Annotated in this window: 13 protein-coding genes and 1 pseudogene; 9 read left to right on the top strand and 5 right to left on the bottom strand. The window is 72.5% G+C overall.

Annotation, left to right across the window (positions count from 1 at the left end):
• Nucleotides 1–74: 74 nt before the first annotated feature.
• A complete protein-coding gene (locus AQJ91_RS31025; RefSeq protein ID WP_067028116.1) occupies nt 75–596 on the top strand; it encodes a DUF4232 domain-containing protein in 522 nt (173 codons plus the stop codon).
• A 1-nt stretch (nt 597) separates the two neighbouring features.
• Here the strand turns inward: AQJ91_RS31025 and AQJ91_RS31020 are convergent, their stop codons facing one another.
• Nucleotides 598–1,713 (bottom strand): DUF2786 domain-containing protein, encoded by a 1,116-nt coding sequence (locus AQJ91_RS31020; protein WP_067028114.1) that lies wholly within the window; start codon nt 1,711–1,713, stop codon nt 598–600.
• 77 nt (nt 1,714–1,790) lie between these two features.
• Here AQJ91_RS31020 and AQJ91_RS31015 point away from each other — a divergent pair, with 77 nt between their 5' ends.
• From AQJ91_RS31015 to AQJ91_RS56205, 5 genes and pseudogenes are all read left to right on the top strand, one after another.
• Complete coding sequence (locus AQJ91_RS31015; RefSeq protein ID WP_067028112.1) at nt 1,791–2,558, top strand: Clp protease N-terminal domain-containing protein; 768 nt, start codon at nt 1,791–1,793, stop codon at nt 2,556–2,558.
• A 64-nt stretch (nt 2,559–2,622) separates the two neighbouring features.
• Nucleotides 2,623–4,314 (top strand): bifunctional 3'-5' exonuclease/DNA polymerase, encoded by a 1,692-nt coding sequence (locus tag AQJ91_RS31010; RefSeq protein ID WP_067028110.1) that lies wholly within the window; start codon nt 2,623–2,625, stop codon nt 4,312–4,314.
• A 323-nt stretch (nt 4,315–4,637) separates the two neighbouring features.
• Nucleotides 4,638–6,677, top strand: coding sequence for an ATP-binding SpoIIE family protein phosphatase (locus AQJ91_RS31005; RefSeq protein WP_234383100.1), 2,040 nt, complete (start codon nt 4,638–4,640; stop codon nt 6,675–6,677).
• Nucleotides 6,678–6,817: 140 nt separating this feature from the next.
• A complete protein-coding gene (locus AQJ91_RS31000) occupies nt 6,818–8,059 on the top strand; it encodes a LacI family DNA-binding transcriptional regulator (RefSeq protein WP_067028108.1) in 1,242 nt (413 codons plus the stop codon).
• 53 nt (nt 8,060–8,112) lie between these two features.
• Nucleotides 8,113–8,187 (top strand): annotated as a pseudogene (locus AQJ91_RS56205) (twin-arginine translocation signal domain-containing protein); the annotation flags it as partial.
• 304 nt (nt 8,188–8,491) lie between these two features.
• Here AQJ91_RS56205 and AQJ91_RS30995 read toward each other — a convergent pair.
• On the bottom strand, nt 8,492–9,868 hold the full coding sequence (locus AQJ91_RS30995) for a YyaL domain-containing protein (RefSeq protein ID WP_067028106.1): 1,377 nt from the start codon (nt 9,866–9,868) through the stop codon (nt 8,492–8,494).
• A gap of 174 nt (nt 9,869–10,042) precedes the next feature.
• Between AQJ91_RS30995 and AQJ91_RS52565 the strand changes: the two genes are divergently transcribed.
• The 3 genes from AQJ91_RS52565 to AQJ91_RS30980 all read left to right on the top strand — a co-directional run bounded on the left by AQJ91_RS52565 (nt 10,043) and on the right by AQJ91_RS30980 (nt 12,690).
• A complete protein-coding gene (locus AQJ91_RS52565) occupies nt 10,043–10,810 on the top strand; it encodes a hypothetical protein (RefSeq protein WP_067028105.1) in 768 nt (255 codons plus the stop codon).
• 221 nt (nt 10,811–11,031) lie between these two features.
• A complete protein-coding gene (locus AQJ91_RS30985; protein WP_067028104.1) occupies nt 11,032–11,640 on the top strand; it encodes a sigma-70 family RNA polymerase sigma factor in 609 nt (202 codons plus the stop codon).
• A gap of 297 nt (nt 11,641–11,937) precedes the next feature.
• Nucleotides 11,938–12,690 carry an aspartyl/asparaginyl beta-hydroxylase domain-containing protein gene (locus tag AQJ91_RS30980; protein WP_067028101.1) on the top strand — a complete coding sequence of 251 codons (753 nt, stop codon included), beginning with the start codon at nt 11,938–11,940 and terminating at the stop codon, nt 12,688–12,690.
• 4 nt (nt 12,691–12,694) lie between these two features.
• Here the strand turns inward: AQJ91_RS30980 and AQJ91_RS30975 are convergent, their stop codons facing one another.
• The 3 genes from AQJ91_RS30975 to AQJ91_RS30965 all read right to left on the bottom strand — a co-directional run bounded on the left by AQJ91_RS30975 (nt 12,695) and on the right by AQJ91_RS30965 (nt 15,960).
• Nucleotides 12,695–13,228, bottom strand: coding sequence for a copper chaperone PCu(A)C (locus AQJ91_RS30975; RefSeq protein ID WP_079085325.1), 534 nt, complete (start codon nt 13,226–13,228; stop codon nt 12,695–12,697).
• A 168-nt stretch (nt 13,229–13,396) separates the two neighbouring features.
• Entirely contained in the window at nt 13,397–15,751 is a 2,355-nt protein-coding gene (locus AQJ91_RS30970) for a heavy metal translocating P-type ATPase (protein WP_079085323.1), read from the bottom strand.
• Nucleotides 15,748–15,960 (bottom strand): hypothetical protein, encoded by a 213-nt coding sequence (locus tag AQJ91_RS30965; RefSeq protein ID WP_234383095.1) that lies wholly within the window; start codon nt 15,958–15,960, stop codon nt 15,748–15,750. The genes AQJ91_RS30970 and AQJ91_RS30965 overlap by 4 nt, the downstream gene beginning before the upstream one ends.
• Nucleotides 15,961–15,992: the final 32 nt, after the last annotated feature.

The following is a 15,992-nucleotide window of genomic DNA, read 5'->3' as shown; positions in this document are numbered from 1 at the left end:
CGGGCAACCGCGCCGCAGCCTCATGCGTGATGATCCATGCACATCACGCCCGCTCCACTCCCCCGAGGAACCCCATGCGCGCCACCCCCCTCCCCCTCGCCGTCCTCGCCGCCGCCCTCCTCCTCACCGCCTGCAGTGACGAGGGTGACAAGGGCACGGACACCAGCCAGGACAGCACCGCCTGCAAGATCGACGAGGTCGCCGTCGAGGTCGGCCCCGCCAACGCCGCCCCCGCCGTCGGGGACACCGGCAACGTCCCGATCACGATCACCAACCGCGCCGAGGAGTGCACCCTCGACGGCCTCCCCGCCGTCGAGTTCGACGCCGGCGACATCGTGACGAACGCCGTCCCCGACCCGGCCGCCGAGCCGCAGAAGCTGACCCTCGCCAAGGACCAGGCCGTGTCCTTCACGATCACCTACGTCCGGGGTGAGGCGGACCCCGCGAAGAGTCTGGCCGTGAAGAAGGGGAAGTTCATGCTGCCCGGGTCGACGGCGACCCACAGCTTCCCGTGGTCGTACGGCGATGTCGCGATCAAGGGCGCCGGGCCCGAGGCCGACGCCACCACGAGCGGGTTCACACAGGTCGGCGACTGACTCACGGCAGCGGCCGGCGCCCTGTGACCTGCGCCCGGTCGGCCGCCTCGGAACCCTCCGTCCAGCCCGCCTCGTCGCTCACGCCACGCAGGCGGGTCGTGGTCGTTTCCGGGAACATGCGGTCGAGACGGTCGGTGACGGCGACCTCGCGGGTGGCGAGGACCGGGAGCAGGTCGTCGGTCACCTGCGTGTCCGCCGCGGCGGCCAGGCGGGTGCCGACGCGGTGGGCGTAGGCCGCGAGGAAGGACTGCCGGAAGGTCTTGGTCCGCCTGCGCCCGCCGGCCCGCTGGGCCGCCTCCGCCTTCGTCATCGCGGACTGCGCCTGGACGAGGAGCGAGGTGTAGAGGAGTTCTACCGCCTCCAGGTCGGGTGCGAAGCCGACGACGGTGGAGAAGCCGAAGGGTTCGTTCCACACGGCCTTGCAGTGGTTCGCGGTGGCGACCGCGTCCAGCAGCACCGCCTTGGCCTGCTCGTACGGCGCCTCGACGCCGATGCGGCAGGCCCCGGGGGCGTCGGGCGCGGGGGCCCCGGCCGCGAGCAGCGCCTCGTCGACGCTGTGCCGGGCCATCAGCTCCTGCGCCTTGGCGCTGAGCGCCTCCGCCTCCTCCGGGAACCCGGTCGCCTCCGCCTTGGCGAGCAGCGCGCGGATCCGGGTGAGCATGCGGGAGTCGGACTTGGTGTGGTGCCGGGCGGCGGGCGCGGGATCCTCCAGGGGCTCGATCGAGGGCAGGCGCAGGAGGAGGCGGTAGAGCTCCAGGACCGTGGTGGCGTGCGTGAAACGGTCGGGGCGGGGGGCGGTATCAGCGGCGGTCAGCTCGTCGAGCTGTGCGGTCCAGCGGGGGCCGCGCGGGCGGTCGTACGACGCCTGGGAACGGATCAGCGCCGTCAGCACGCGCGCGTGGCCGTCGTCCAGCTCGCGCCGGACGACGCGTACGACGTCGGCGGGCTGCCAGCCACGGCTCCATGCCGCCGCCACGAACTCCTCGCCGCGCCGGGCGAGTTCGGCGTCCGCCGCGGGGTCGGCCGCGAGGAGGGAGGCGCCGGTGTCGAGGGCGGTGCCGGAGTCGGCGTAGAGGGCGGTCCCGAAGGCGCGGTCGACGGTGCTGTTCGTGCTCACGCGGGGATCGTCTCACTCCCCCGCCCACCGTCAACCAAGGGTTGACGACCCGAGAAGCGTCAACCTAAGGTTGACACATGACGACGAACTCGACCATCACGTCTTCCGTACGTCTCGACGACCTCATCGCAGCCATCAAGCAGGTCCACGGCGAGCCCCTCGAACAGCTCCAGGACGCGGTGCTGGCCGGTGAGCACCTCGGTGAGGTGGCCGACCATCTGATCGGCCACTTCGTGGACCAGGCCCGGCGTTCGGGGGCTTCCTGGACCGACATCGGCAGGAGCATGGGGGTCACCCGGCAGGCCGCGCAGAAGCGGTTCGTGCCGAAGGAGTCGGCGGACCTGGATCCGAGCCAGGGCTTCAGCCGCTTCACCCCCCGTGCCCGCAACGTGGTGACGGCCGCCCACAACGAGGCCATCGCCGCCGGCACCCCCGAGGGCCGCCCCGAACACCTGGTCCTCGGCCTGCTCGCCGAGCCGGAGGGACTCGCCGCCAAGGCGATCACCACGCAGGGCGTCCTCCTCGACGCCGTACGCCAGGCCGCCGCCGCGGCGCTGCCGCCCGCCGCCGACGAGGTCCCGGAACTGATCCCCTACGGCTCCGACGCCACGAAGGTCCTGAAGCTCACCTTCCGCGAGGCCCTGCGCCTCGGCCACAACTACATCGGGACCGAGCACATCCTGCTGGCCCTGCTGGAGTTCGAGAACGGCGAGGGCGTCCTGTCGGGCCTCGGCATCACCAAGCCGGCGGTGGAGGAGAACATCGTCGCGGTGCTCTCCAGGATCGCGGTGAAGTTCACGGAGGAGGAGCAGGGAGGAGAGCAGGGAGAGGAGCAGCAGCACTGAGGCCCCTCCGGAGCGAAACCGCACGTCAGCGCCATTGTCAGACCCGGCTGTCACACTCGCAGAGATGACCGACCGGTGGGCCCTCGCTCCGGCCGAGGACGGTGGCGTGGAGATCGCCCCCCTCGGTCGGGACGGGCTGCCCGCCGGGCCGGTGTACCGGGAGGCGGATCTCGCCGGGGCCGTGCGGGGGCGGCCGGAGGTGGCGCGGTGGGTGTGGCGGTCCACCGCCGAGGTCTATCCGCGGCTGCTCGCCACGGGGGTGCGAGTGGAGCGGTGCTACGACATCGAGGACGCCGAGACGCTCCTGCTCGGGCACGAGGGGCGGCACGGCGAGCCCCGCTCGGCGGCCGCCGCCCTGGCCAGGCTGCGCGGCGGCCCCGTGCCGCCGGATCCGCCCCAGCGGTCCGCCGAACCGGGCGCGCAGTCCTCGCTGTTCGAGCCGCAGTCGGTCCCTCTCCCGCTGGCCGACCTCGTCGAGGTGTACGCCGACCAGCAGCGCCGGCACGACGCCACCGCGCACCCGGAGCGGATGCGGCTGCTGACGGCGGCCGAGTCGGCGGGGATGCTGGTGGCGGCCGAGATGAACCGGTCCGGGCTGCCGTGGAGCGCCGAGGTGCACCGGCAGGTGCTGCACGACCTGCTCGGGGAGCGGTACGCGGGCGGCGGCGAGCCCCGGCGGCTCGCCGAGCTCGCGGACGAGGTGTCCGCCGCCTTCGGGCGCCGGGTGCGGCCCGATCTGCCCGCCGATGTGATCAAGGCGTTCGCGCAGGCCGGCATCAAGGTCAGGTCGACGCGCCGCTGGGAGATCGAGTCCCTCGACCATGCGGCCGTGAAGCCGCTGGTCGAGTACAAGAAGCTGTACCGCATCTGGGTCGCGCACGGCTGGTCCTGGTTGCAGGACTGGGTGCGGGACGGGCGGTTCCGGCCCGAGTTCGTCGCGGGCGGCACCGTCACCGGGCGCTGGGTGACCAACGGCGGGGGCGGGCTGCAGATCCCCAAGGTCATCCGGCGGGCGGTGGTCGCCGATCCCGGCTGGCGGCTCGTCGTCGCCGACGCCGACCAGATGGAGCTGCGGGTACTGGCGGCCATCTCCCGTGATCCCGGGCTGATGGAGGTGGCGGGCCGGGAGACCGACCTCTACCAGTCGGTGTCCGACCGGGCCTTCTCCGGCGACCGCGACCAGGCCAAGATCGCCGTGCTCGGCGCGGTGTACGGCCAGACCTCCGGGGACGGGCTCAAGAACCTCGCCGCGCTCAGACGGCGGTTCCCCAAGGCGGTGGCGTACGTCGACGACGCCGCCCGCGCGGGCGAGGAGGGGCGGCTCGTGCGGACGTGGCTCGGCCGGACCTGTCCGCCGGCGGCCGGGGTGGGCGACGACGCCGCCGAGGAGGCCGGGATCCCGCAGGACGAGCCGGCCGACTCCCCCGCCGGAGGGGAGTGGGCGCCGGGCTACGCCTCCACCGACGCCCGGGCCCGTGGCCGCTTCGCCCGTAACTTCGTCGTCCAGGGCAGTGCCGCCGACTGGGCCCTGCTGCTGCTCGCCGCGCTGCGGCAGGCGTGCGCCGGGATGGCGGCCGAGCTGGTCTTCTTCCAGCACGACGAGGTGATCGTGCACTGTCCCGAGGAGGAGGCCGAGACGGTCGTGGCGGCGATCCGGGAGGCGGCCGAGCTGGCGGGGCGGCTGACGTTCGGCCGGACGCCGGTGCGGTTTCCGTTCACCACGGCGGTCGTGGAGTGCTATGCCGACGCGAAGTGATCAAGTCGTCAAGTACTCAACAGCCGTTGAGACGCCGGAGTCGCTCATACCACCGGCGGCCGAGCGTAGCCGCCCCTCATCAGGTCCGGCCGCCGTTGCCGACGATCACGATGCGGGTCGGGGGCAGGCCCTGGGTCCTGCCTGGCCACGGAGCTCAGCAGGGCGTCGACCTCGTCGGGCGGGCTCCTCGGACCTCTTCCCGCTTTGCGCAGCCTTTGCCCTGTTCCATCCCTCACATCTATGCACACGAATCCGACTTGTCCGATTCCTGCGCGGCGCGCACGCTGGACTGTGAGTAACACCCCAGTGCGAATTGAGAAAGAATGACCACTTCTGATCAGCGCAACGGTCAGGTGGTGGAGTGGGCCTTCGCCCAGTCCTCGATCGCGCTGTCCACGTACAGCGTCGCGTCGGGCTCCTGGCAGCCCGCGTCGCCCCCGGAGCCCCTGGGCGAGCTCCGCGCCGACGAGGAGTTCCTGCGGTGCGTCCGCCAGGTCGCCGACGAGGGCAGGCCGATGCGGTACGAGCACGTCGCCCCCGCTCCGCCCGCAGCCCCCACGCGTCAGCGCGCCTGGATCATCGAGCTGTGGCCGGTCCGGGAGCCGGCCGGCGGCGAGGTGATCGAGGTCGGCACCGCGACGTTCGACAGCACCGACGAGCATGTGGCCCGGCAGCGGCTGGCCCTGCTGAACGAGGCGGGCTCCCGGATCGGCACCACGCTGAACGTGACGCGCACCGCCCAGGAACTCGCCGATCTGGCCGTACCGCGGCTCGCCGACTTCGCCAGCGTCGACCTGATCGACTCCGTGATGCGCGGCGAGGAGCCGGTGCCGGGGCCGGTCGACGCCGCGGTGGTGCTGCGCCGGGTCGCGCACCAGTCCGTCGCCGAGGGCGTGCCCGAGGCCGCCGTGGATCTCGGCGGGATCGACACCTATCCGCCGTTCTCGCCGCCCGCGCGGTCGCTGACCAGCGGACGGCCGGTGCTGAGCAGCGCGGACGATCCCGACTTCGCGCAGTGGGTCGCCGAGCACGAGAGGCGGAGGGCCAGCGTCCAGGAGTACGGATTCCACTCGGTCATGGCCGCGCCGCTGCGGGCCCGGGGCATCACCCTCGGGGTGGCGGTCTTCGCCCGCGCGGAGGGCTCCGCGCCCTTCGAGCAGGACGATCTGGTCCTCGCCGAGGAACTCGCGGGCCGGGCGGCCGTCGGTGTGGACAACGCCCGCCGCTACACCCGTGAGCGCACCAACGCGCTCACCCTCCAGCGCAGCCTGCTGCCCCGCGATCTGCCCCGGCAGGCGGCCGTCGAGGTGGCGCAGCGCTATCTGCCGGCCGGCTCCGGCGCCGGGGTGGGCGGTGACTGGTTCGACGTCGTTCCGCTGTCGGGCACCCGGGTGGCGCTGGTGGTGGGTGACGTGGTCGGGCACGGGATCCATGCCTCGGCGACCATGGGGCGGCTGCGGACCGCGGTGCGGACCCTCGCCGACGTGGACCTGCCGCCGGACGAACTGCTCACCCACCTCGACGACCTGGTCATCCACCTCACCTCGGACGACGACACCGTCGACAGCCGGATCCGGGACGACACCGGTGAGATCGGGGCGACGTGTCTGTACGCCGTGTACGACCCGGTCTCCCGTATCTGCACCCTCGCCAGCGCGGGACATGTCCCGCCGGCCGTACTGCTGCCCGACGGCTCGGTGAGCGTGGTCCGGCTCACCCCCGGGCCGCTGCTGGGGGTCGGCGGTCTGCCCTTCGAGTCCACGGAGCTGGAGCTGCCGGAGGGCTCGCTGCTGGCCTTCTACACCGACGGTCTGATCGAGGCCCGCGACCGGGACGTCAGCCTGGGGCTGGAGCGGCTGTGCGAGGCACTGGCATCGCCCGTTCCCTCGCTGGAGGTCACCTGCGACGCCATCCTCAAGGCGATGCTCCCCGACACCCCCGCCGACGACGTGGCCCTGCTCCTCGCCCGCACCCGTGCGCTGCACGCCGACCAGGTCGCCGCGTGGGCACTGCCGTCCGACCCCGCGATCGTGGCCGACGCCCGGGCGCAGGCGTCCCGCCAGCTCACGCAATGGGGCCTCGAGGAGGCCACCTTCATCACGGAGCTGGTGGTGAGCGAGCTGGTCACCAACGCGATCCGGTACGGCGCCGTGCCCATCGGACTGCGGCTGATCCGGGACCGGACCCTGATCTGCGAGGTGTCCGACGCCAGCAACACCGCTCCGCACCTGCGGCGTGCCCGCACCTACGACGAGGGCGGGCGGGGCCTGCACATGGTCGCCCAGTTCACCCAGGGCTGGGGCACCCGCCAGACCCCCACCGGCAAGACGATCTGGGCCGAACAGTCCCTCCCGGCCAACTGACCATGACAGGGCACTCGGAGGCCGCGTACGGGGAGGGGGGTGCGGTGGTGGAGGAGGAGTTCGGGGGCTTTGGGGGTGGTGCCGGGTGCGGTGCGGCTGTGGGGGGCGGGGGGCATGTGGTCGACGGAGGTGACGGGGGCATGGCGGCCGGAGAGGGGAACGCCGGGGGCGACGGGGGCCTCGCAGGCGACGAGGGGAACACCGAGGCCAACGAGGGCCTCGCGGCCGACGAGGAGTGCGCCGGGGGCCACGGGAACCTCGCGGCCGGCGAGGGAAACGCCAAGGACGACGGCCGGTGGAGTGCGGCCGACGCCGGGAAACTCGGGGCCGAGGGCCGGAACATCGGGAGCGACAGCGAGGCCGTCGCCCCAGCCGACGAGAACGCCGCGACCCGCGACAGCGGCACGACAGCCGCCGGCGAGGGCCGCGCCGACACCACCACCCCCACAGCCGCCGCCCCCACAACCCCCACCTCCCCCAACCAAACCCACATCCTCGGGCTCCTCTACCCGCCCGCCGGCCGGAACCGTGACTACACCACCATGCAGCTCGCCTTCGTCGGTGGTGTCGCCGAGGCCGCTGCCGCGCACGGCTACGACCTGCTGCTCGGCCCCGGCGGTTCGGACGATGCCCCCTCCTTTCTGCGGATGGTCGAGGAGCGGCGGGTGGACGGGGTGATCGTCATGGAGATCCGGCGGGAGGACGACCGGATCGAGCATCTCTCCGACTCGGCCTTCCCCTTCGTCGCCATCGGCCGGAACCACCGTGCCGACGTGGCCGGCTGGGTCGATCTGGACTTCGCCGGGCTGGCGAGCGGCTGCGTCCGGCATCTCGCCGATCTGGGGCATCGCAGGATCGCCTTCGTCAATAGGTCGGAGCACTTGTTCAACAGCGGGTACGGGTTCGCCCGGCTCGGGCACGAGGGCTACACCTCCGCGATGACGGAACTCGGCTTCGAACCGCACGCCTACCTCTGCGGCGACGACCTCACCTCGGGTGAGCAGGTCGTGGAGCGGATGCTGTTCGAGGATCCGGCGATCACCTCCCTGGCCACCATGAACGAGGCGGCCCTGGAGGGCGTCTACCGCGCGCTGACCCGGCACGGCCGCAGCGTCCCGCGGGACTTCTCCGTCGTCGGCGTGGCGGCCAGTCCCTGGGCCGAGCAGGTGAACCCGCCGCTCAGCGCCGCCGAGATTCCGGCCAAGGAGATGAGCCAAGTCGCCGTAGACCTGATGGTGGAGCGACTGCGCGCACCCGGCTCACCTCCCCGGCACGTCCTGCTGAAACCCCTGATCACCCTGCGTGCCAGCACCGACCGCTGCCGTCCGGTACCCGGCTCGGAGCCGGAGCCCGATTTCCCGGATTTTGACCTGGATTTCTGATACGTCCGTTTCTGAGGCTCGAGCCCCCAGTTCACCGACCCTTGGAGGGGACCATGTCCTACCCGGTCGACCGCCGCCACTTCCTGCGTACCGCGGGCGCGGGAGCGGCTGCTCTCGGACTCGGCGGTGCCCTGGTCTCCTGCGGCGGCGGCTCCGAGAAGTCGGGTGCCGTCACGCTCACCTGGTGGGACTACTTCACGCTGGACAACTTTCAGCCGGGAATGAACCGCCTGATCAAGGACATCGAGGCCGGCGTCCCGGACGTACGGATCGAGCGGCGGACCTCCCCGTTCGCGGAGCTCGACCGGCAGATCACGCTGGGCGCGATCTCCGGGGATCTACCGGACATCGCCATCGTCGACAACGTCGCCATGAACACCCCGGCCCCCGGCCGGGCATCGCCGTACCCGGCGCGGACTGGTGACGTGTCCGCTATGCCTTCAGCGGGTTGGTCCGGGTCGCCGCCAGCAGGTACCAGGCGGTCGCGCCCGTGTGCCGGTACGGGTAGTAGCCGAACCCGAAACCGGTGTCGAGCGGGCTGCTCGCCGACACGACCCCGGAGCGCTCGGGAAGCGTCGTGCCGCCGACGGTCTGGCCGGCGCCCAGCAGATCCTGGGCGCGCTCGATGGACGCGATGAGCCGCCGGGCCCGCGCCTCGTCGCCGCGGGCGTGCCGGTTCCGCAGGGCGAGGGCGAGGTGGGCGGTGCCCTCGAACCAGACGCCGTTGCGGTCGGGTTTGGGCTGGGAGTCGGCGATGGGCGCGTCCTCGTTCGCGAGGAGGCTCGCGGAGCTGAAGGTGACGCCCTCGTACGACTGGCCCTCCGGCACGGTGCTGTTGGGCCGGCCGGCGTGGTCGAGGACGGCCAGTTCGGCCGCGGCCCAGTCCAGTGACCGGGCGTGGGTGCGGGAGTCGAGGGCGAGCCGGGTCCAGGTCTGGGTGTCCTCGGGGACGGGTGAGGTGTTGACGGTCACGCCGTCGTTCGTACCGGTGTAGAAGAACCCGCCGTCCGGCTCCCACATCCGCAGTACGAAGTCCCGGGCCCGGGCCCGCCGTTCCAGCCACACCCGGTCCCCGGTGAGCCGGGCGAGCCGGCCGAAGAGGCAGACCAGGTCGGTGTTGTGCTCGGTCGAGGTGAACGGCAGCTTCTCGTCGGCCCCGTTGACGCCGAACTTGTAGCCGCCCAGGGGTTCTTCGGTCCGCCCGGTCCGCTCGATCCACTCGGCGATCCGCACGGCACCGGCGAGGAAACGGGGTTCTCCGGTCCGCCGCGCCAGCGCGCTCAGCGCGATCCCGGCCCAGGCCATGTCGCCGACGGCCGTCCCCGTGAACCCGAACTGCGTGCCGACGTTGGCGGTTCCGTCCGCCCGCACGAAGCCGTCCGGCTGGCGCGAGCCGTCGTAGAAGACGTACGGCCCCACGTTGTACGCCTGCCGCAGCCGGCCGTCGTCATGGACCGGGTCGTGCTCCTGGGCGTAGAGCAGCGCGTCGCCGAGGACGACGGCGCGGGCCCGTCCGTCCCGGGTGCGTCCGGCGAGGTGGGCGAGGACCGTGAGGGCGTTGTCGTAGGTGAAGGCGGTACTGAACAGGCCGGCCTGGTCGGTGTAGCTCTGGGCCAGGCGGATGCCGCCGTGGTCCGGGTAGCCGTCCATGGCGGCGGCGAGGAATCCGTGCCCCCGCTCCTCGGCGGACGACGGTGCCCCGGCTTCCGCGCGGGCGACGCCGGAGCCGACCGAGGCGAGCGCCGCGGCACCCACTCCGGCCCCGATGAACGTACGACGGCTGAGCGCCGCCCGCTGTCTGCCGGTCATGGGTCTCCCTCGGGTCTGAGAGCGCTCTCACAGCTGCGCGCTCATTCTGCTGGTACCGGTGGGGCAGGTCAACGACCGTTGTGTGTACGGTAATTGAGGGGCGGAAGGCAAGCGGTTGCGACATGGTTGGCGGATGGCCCTCCTCGTACAGCTGTCTGATGACACCATGTCGACATGACCAGTGAGCCGGTGTCCCGCGCCGCACGAGCCGCGATCTTCGCGGCCGTCTGCGTGCTGACCGCGGCTCTCGGCCATGCCCTGGCGTCCGGCGCCCCGCTCCCCTGGTTATCCCTCGGGAGTGCCTTCGCCGGCACGGCGTCCGTCGCGTGGTGGATCGCCGGGCGGGAGCGCGGGGCGGTGGTCGTGACCGGCTCCGCGGTGGTGACCCAGCTCGGCCTGCACTCGCTGTTCGGTCTGCTGCGGCCGGCTCCGGCGCCGGCGCCGGCCCTTACGGGTGCGGAACACGCCGAGCTCATGCGGCACATGAGTCATGAGCAACTCGCGGAGCACATGGCCGGCATGGAGTCGGGCTCCACGGGCATGGGCTCCACGGGCATGGGCTCCACGGGCATGGGCTCCACGGGCATGGGCTCCACGGGCATGGGCTCCACGGGCATGGGCTCCATGGACATGAGCGCCGTGGGCATGATGCTGCCCGGCGGTCACAGCTCCGCCCTCATGTTCGCCGCGCACTCGCTCGCCGCCCTGGTGTGCGGGCTGTGGCTGTGGCGCGGTGAGGCCGCGGCGTTCCGGCTCGCCCGGTCGCTCGCCGCCGTGCTGTTCGTGCCACTGTGGCGGGCCCTGCGGATCACGGGCGCGCCGGCCGGGCCGCCGCCGCCCTCGCGTCCGGTGCCCGCGGGTCCCGCGCGCGTCCTGCGGGCGGCACTGCTGCAGCATGTCGTCTCGCGCAGAGGCCCTCCGGGGTACGTGGCCCTCGGCTGACCGTCTGTCCCCGACAGACGGAGTACCGGTGTGCCCGGCCGTGCCCGTGAGGTGACGGGGCGCCGCACACCGGCCATACGCCCATGACACTCCGGCGTGCCCGCCCACCGTGGACGGGGCCGCGTCCGAGTGCGCCCGACTGCCGGGCCGCGCCCTGACACGCCCTGCTCCGCCCTGGGAACCCCGGGACGCGCCGGCGGCATCCCGAAGGACCCTTTGCGATGATCCCTGCCCTTGCCTGCCATGCCCCGGGGCCGTCCGGCCCGGGGAACGACGAAGAAGTGACCGACTGGGCGCTGGCCGCCCGGAGCGGCGACCCGACGGCCGTCGACCGTTTCGTCCGGGCGACCTACGGCGACGTCTGGCGGTTCGTGGCCCATCTCAGCGGCGACACCCGTGGCGCCGACGACCTGACCCAGGACGCGTTCCTGCGCGCGCTGAACAACCTGCCGCAGTTCGCCGGGCGTTCGGGTGTCCGCACCTGGCTGATGGCCATCGCCCGCCGGTCGGTCATCGACCGCTACCGGTACGCCTCCGCCCGCCCGCAGCTCGCCGAGACCGCCGACTGGCGGACCGCGGCCGAGAACGCGCAGCCGTCCGGGCTGCCGGGCTTCGAGGAGGGCGTGGCCCTGCTCGACCTGCTGGACGGCCTGGACGCCCCGCGCCGCGAGGCGTTCGTGCTCACGCAGCTGCTCGGGCTGCCCTACGCCGATGCCGCCGCGGCCGTGGGCTGCCCGATCGGCACCGTCCGCTCCCGGGTGGCGCGGGCGCGCGAGGACTTATGCACGCTGCTGAGGGCGGCGGAGGCGTGCGGAGAAGGAAAGCGATAGCCGCGCGAATTGTCAGCCGTCCGAATTGTCAGCCGTCCGAATTGTTGGGCCGTATCCGAGATCCGACGGTCCCTACTAGTAGTCGGGGCGCGGTCGCGTCTGGTTCCCGGGTTCTTCCGAGAATCGGAGGCATTCGAAGCACGGGGAGTGAGCGGGGGCATTTTTCACTCCCTCCGCGCCCCCGTCGCCACGCCGCCGGGCGCTTTCCGTTCGGGCGGCAGGGGTACGGCCCCTGCTGTCCGGACAGAATGCGCCGGCCCTACCCCTCATCGCCCTCTCATCACCCTGGAGACACCCATGACACCGGAGATAGAGAACGCCTTCGCCGCGATCCGGGAGAAGTACGGCTCGGAATCGATCGTGCGGGTCGAGGAGATGCTGGAATCGAAGAAGCAGGCACGGCATCCCCTCCAGAAGGGAGCCAAGTGGATCATGCCGGGTATTTCCCAGCAGCCCTGGCACGATCCGTACGGGCATCCGGAGCTGCGGCCCGTGGTGGACGCGTTCGAAGCGAGCCACGCCTCGATCAAGGCCGAGCTGGAGACCGCCTGGTCGGCCCGCCGGGCGGCGTTCTCGGACTACGAGCACTACCTCACCCGCCAGGAGGACTGGCAGGCCCTGTACCTGTTCCGCAAGGGTGCGCTGGTCGAGGAGTCGACGGACACCGCGCCCACGGCGTTCAAGGTGCTGCGGGAACACGCCGTGGACACGGAGAAGCTCTGCCCGCTCCTGGAGTGCCACTTCTCCACGCTGCTGCCCGGTGCGGCGATCGCCCCGCACTGCGACCTGTGGAACTTCAGCATCAACCTGCATCTCGCCGTCGACATCCCGGAGGGCTGCGGCATCACGGTCGCGGGCGAGACCCGCACCTGGGACGAGGGCAAGTGCCTGCTCTTCGACTACTCCTTCGAGCACGAGGCCTGGAACCGGGGTACCCGCCCGCGCACCTGTCTGCTCGTCGACCTCTGGCACCCGGACACCACCGTCCCGGAGCGGGCGGCGCTGGTCGCCCTGATCACGGAGATCCGCAAACTGATGGGCGAGGCCTGATCCCTCACCACAAGGGCCCCGGGTTCACCGTCACCGCGGTGGCCTCCGTACGGCCGGAGTTCCGGAACCACAGGTCGAAGCGGATCTCCTCGCCCAGTTCCAGGTCCGGCGGATCCAGCACCGCCACCTTGACGGTCGACGCGTCCATACGGAGGCTGCCGCCGGCGGGGAGGGTGACGGGGCCGACGAGTTCCATCCGGCTCTTGCCGTTCTCCCAGGCCGTACGGGCGAGCACCGTGACACCGAGGTCGGGGGACGAGACGGACTCCAGGACGTCCTCGGCACCGCCGGTGTTGGTCAGGGAGAAGAAGGCCATGGTGTTGGCGGACCCGTCCGGCTGGAAGACCCGGGCGCCATTGACCTCGATGGCCCCCGGCGGCTCACCGGCCGCCCCTACGGCCGTATAGGCGGAGAGCAGCAACAGAACGGCCACGCAGGTGCCGGCCGGCACCAGGGCGGAACGCACGGCACCGGACTCGGCGAGCCGGCGCCACAGCGGGCGCGGCGGGTCAGCGGACGCTGGGGACGCCGAGGTCATCGGGCTCCTTCCGGGACGGGGTGTCGTCGGCGCTCTCCGCGGTCCCGGGGGGAACTGGCGGACATCGCCACCGCTCGCCGGAGAACCGCCGCGCACGTGCCCGCCGGCCCCGGGGCCGAGTGCGCCGTGCCGGCCCCGGCCAGCCGGCGCCACGACAGGAACGGCCGGTCAGCGGACGCTGGGGACGCCGAGGTCACCGGACTCCTTCCGGAACGAGGTGTCATCGGCGCCCTCCGCGGCGGTGCCGGACGCGAGGCCCGACGTCAGCGGGGCCGCCTGATACGCGCGCAGCCGCAGGCTGTTGGCGACCACCAGGACCGAGCTGGCGGACATCGCCACGGCCGCGAACATCGGGTTGAGCCAGCCGGTCGCGGCCAGGGGAACGGTGACCGCGTTGTAGCCGAAGGCCCAGACGAGGTTGGCGCGGATGGTGGTCAGGGTTCGGCGGGTGAGGCGTACCGCTGCCACTACGGCCTGCATGTCCTCGCGTACGAGGGTGATGTCGGCCGCACCGATCGCCGCGTCGGTGCCGCTGCCCATGGCGATACCCAGGTCGGCCGAGGCGAGGGCGGCGGCGTCGTTGACGCCGTCGCCGATGACCGCCACGTGCCGGCCCTCGGCCCGCAGCGCCGCGACGATGTCGGCCTTGCCCTCCGGGGTGATGCCGGCGTGCACCTCGTCGATGCCCACCTGTGCGGCCACGGCGTGGGCGGCGGCGGGGCCGTCGCCGGTCACCAGGATCGGTTCGATGCCGAGCGCCTGGAGCCGGCAGACGGCGTCCTCGCTGGAGGGGCGCAGGCTGTCGCCGACGGCGAGGACGGCGACGGGGCGGCCGTCCGCCTCGACGAGGACGGCGGTGTGCGCGGCGGCCTCGGCTTCCCGCAGAGCCTGCCGCAGTACGTCCGGCAGTTCGGTGTCGGGTCGCGGGCGGCCGACGAAGACCTCACGGCCGTCGGCCGTCCCGCGTACACCGGATCCGGCGACCGCCCGGAACCCGGTCACCGGGGGCAGCGGCGCGGGGTCCGCGGCCCGGCCCGCGGCGAGGACGGCGCGGCCGATGGGATGTTCGGAGCCGTACTCGACCGCTCCCGCCAGCCGCAGCACCCGCGTCGCGTCCTCGCCGTCGGCGACGGTCGTTGCTACGAGCGTCATATGGCCGGTGGTCAGAGTGCCGGTCTTGTCGAAGATCACGGTGTCCACCCGGCGCAGCCGCTCCAGCGCCTCGGGCCCCCGGATCAGCACACCGAGCTGGGCGCCCCGGCCGGTGGCCGCCAGGAAGGCGGTCGGCGTGGCCAGACCCAGGGCACAGGGGCAGGCGACGACGAGGACCGCGACCGCCGCCGTGACGGCCGCCTCGCCGTCCGCACCGGCCCCGAGCCAGAAGCCGAGGACCGTGCACGCCACGGAGACGATGGCGGGTACGAAGACGCCCGCGACGGAGTCGGCGAGCCGCTGGATACGGGCCTTGCCGGCCTGTGCGTCGGTCACCAGCCGGGTGATCCGGGCGAGCTGGGTGTCCGCGCCGACCGCGGTGGCCCGGACCAGGAGCAGCCCGCCGGCGTTGACGGCGGCGCCCACCACGGCGGATCCCGGGCTCACCTCCACAGGGGCGCTCTCGCCGGTGACCAGGGACAGGTCCAGGGCCGAGCTGCCCTCGGTGACGACGCCGTCCGTGGCGACCTTCTCCCCCGGGCGCACCACGAACTCCTGGCCCACCCGGAGTTCGGCGACCGGCACCCGGCGGTTGCCGCCGTCCTCCCTCAGCTCGACGTCCTTCGCGCCGAGTTCGGCGAGTGCCCGCAGCGCCGACCCCGTGCCGTGCTTGGCCCGCGCCTCCAGATACCGGCCGGCGAGCACGAACAGCGGCACGCTCACCGCGGCTTCCAGGTACAGGTGCGCGGTACCGGCCTCGGCGCCGGGCAGCAGGCTGAACGGCATCCGCATGCCGACCTGGCCCGCGCCGCCGAAGTAGATCGCGTACGCCGACCACAGGAAAGACGCGATCACGCCGAGGGAGACCAGGGTGTCCATGGTCGCCGTGGCGTGGCGCAGTCCCTTCAGCGCCCGTTGGTGGAACGGCCACGCGCTCCACACCACGACCACCGTGGTGAGGTCGAAGCACAGCCACTGCCAGTAGTCGAACTGCAGGACCGGGACCATGGACAGCACCAGCACGGGCAGGGCCAGCAGCGTCGTGATCCACAGCCGGGTCCGCTCGTGCAGGCCGCCGGCGGGCTCCTGCTGCTCGCCGTCCTGGTCGTCCTGGTCCGTGGGCGCGGGCGGCAGTTCGGCGGTGTAGCCCGCCTTCTCGACGGTGGAGATGAGCTCCTGCGAGGTCACCGACTCGGGGTGGGAGACCCGGGCACGCCCGGTGGCCAGGTTGACCGTCGCGGTCACGCCCTCGACGCGGCTCAGCTTCTTCTCCACCCGGCCCACACAGGCGGCACAGGTCATCCCGCCGACGAGCAGATCGGTGGTCAGCAGGTCTCCGTCCGGCACCGGACGGTCGTCGGCGGAGCTCATCGGCCCCCCTGCCCGGCGCGGTCCACGGCGCCCATGCCATGCATGTCCGACATCCCCGGGTCCTCGGCGCCTCCCGGTTTCTCCACGGTGCTGTGCATGCCCGGGGCCACGGGGCCCGCCATACGCCCGGCGGCGTACGAGAGAGCCGTCAGCGAGAGCAGGAGAAAGATGAACCCCACCAAAGCGGGGGGTACGGCGAAACTCCTCATGCGCATACCGTACGGGGGCATTCGGTAAAATC

Source organism: Streptomyces dysideae (genome assembly GCF_001514305.1).
GTDB classification, from domain to species: domain Bacteria; phylum Actinomycetota; class Actinomycetes; order Streptomycetales; family Streptomycetaceae; genus Streptomyces; species Streptomyces dysideae.
This window is presented reverse-complemented; position numbering and strand designations above follow the sequence as displayed.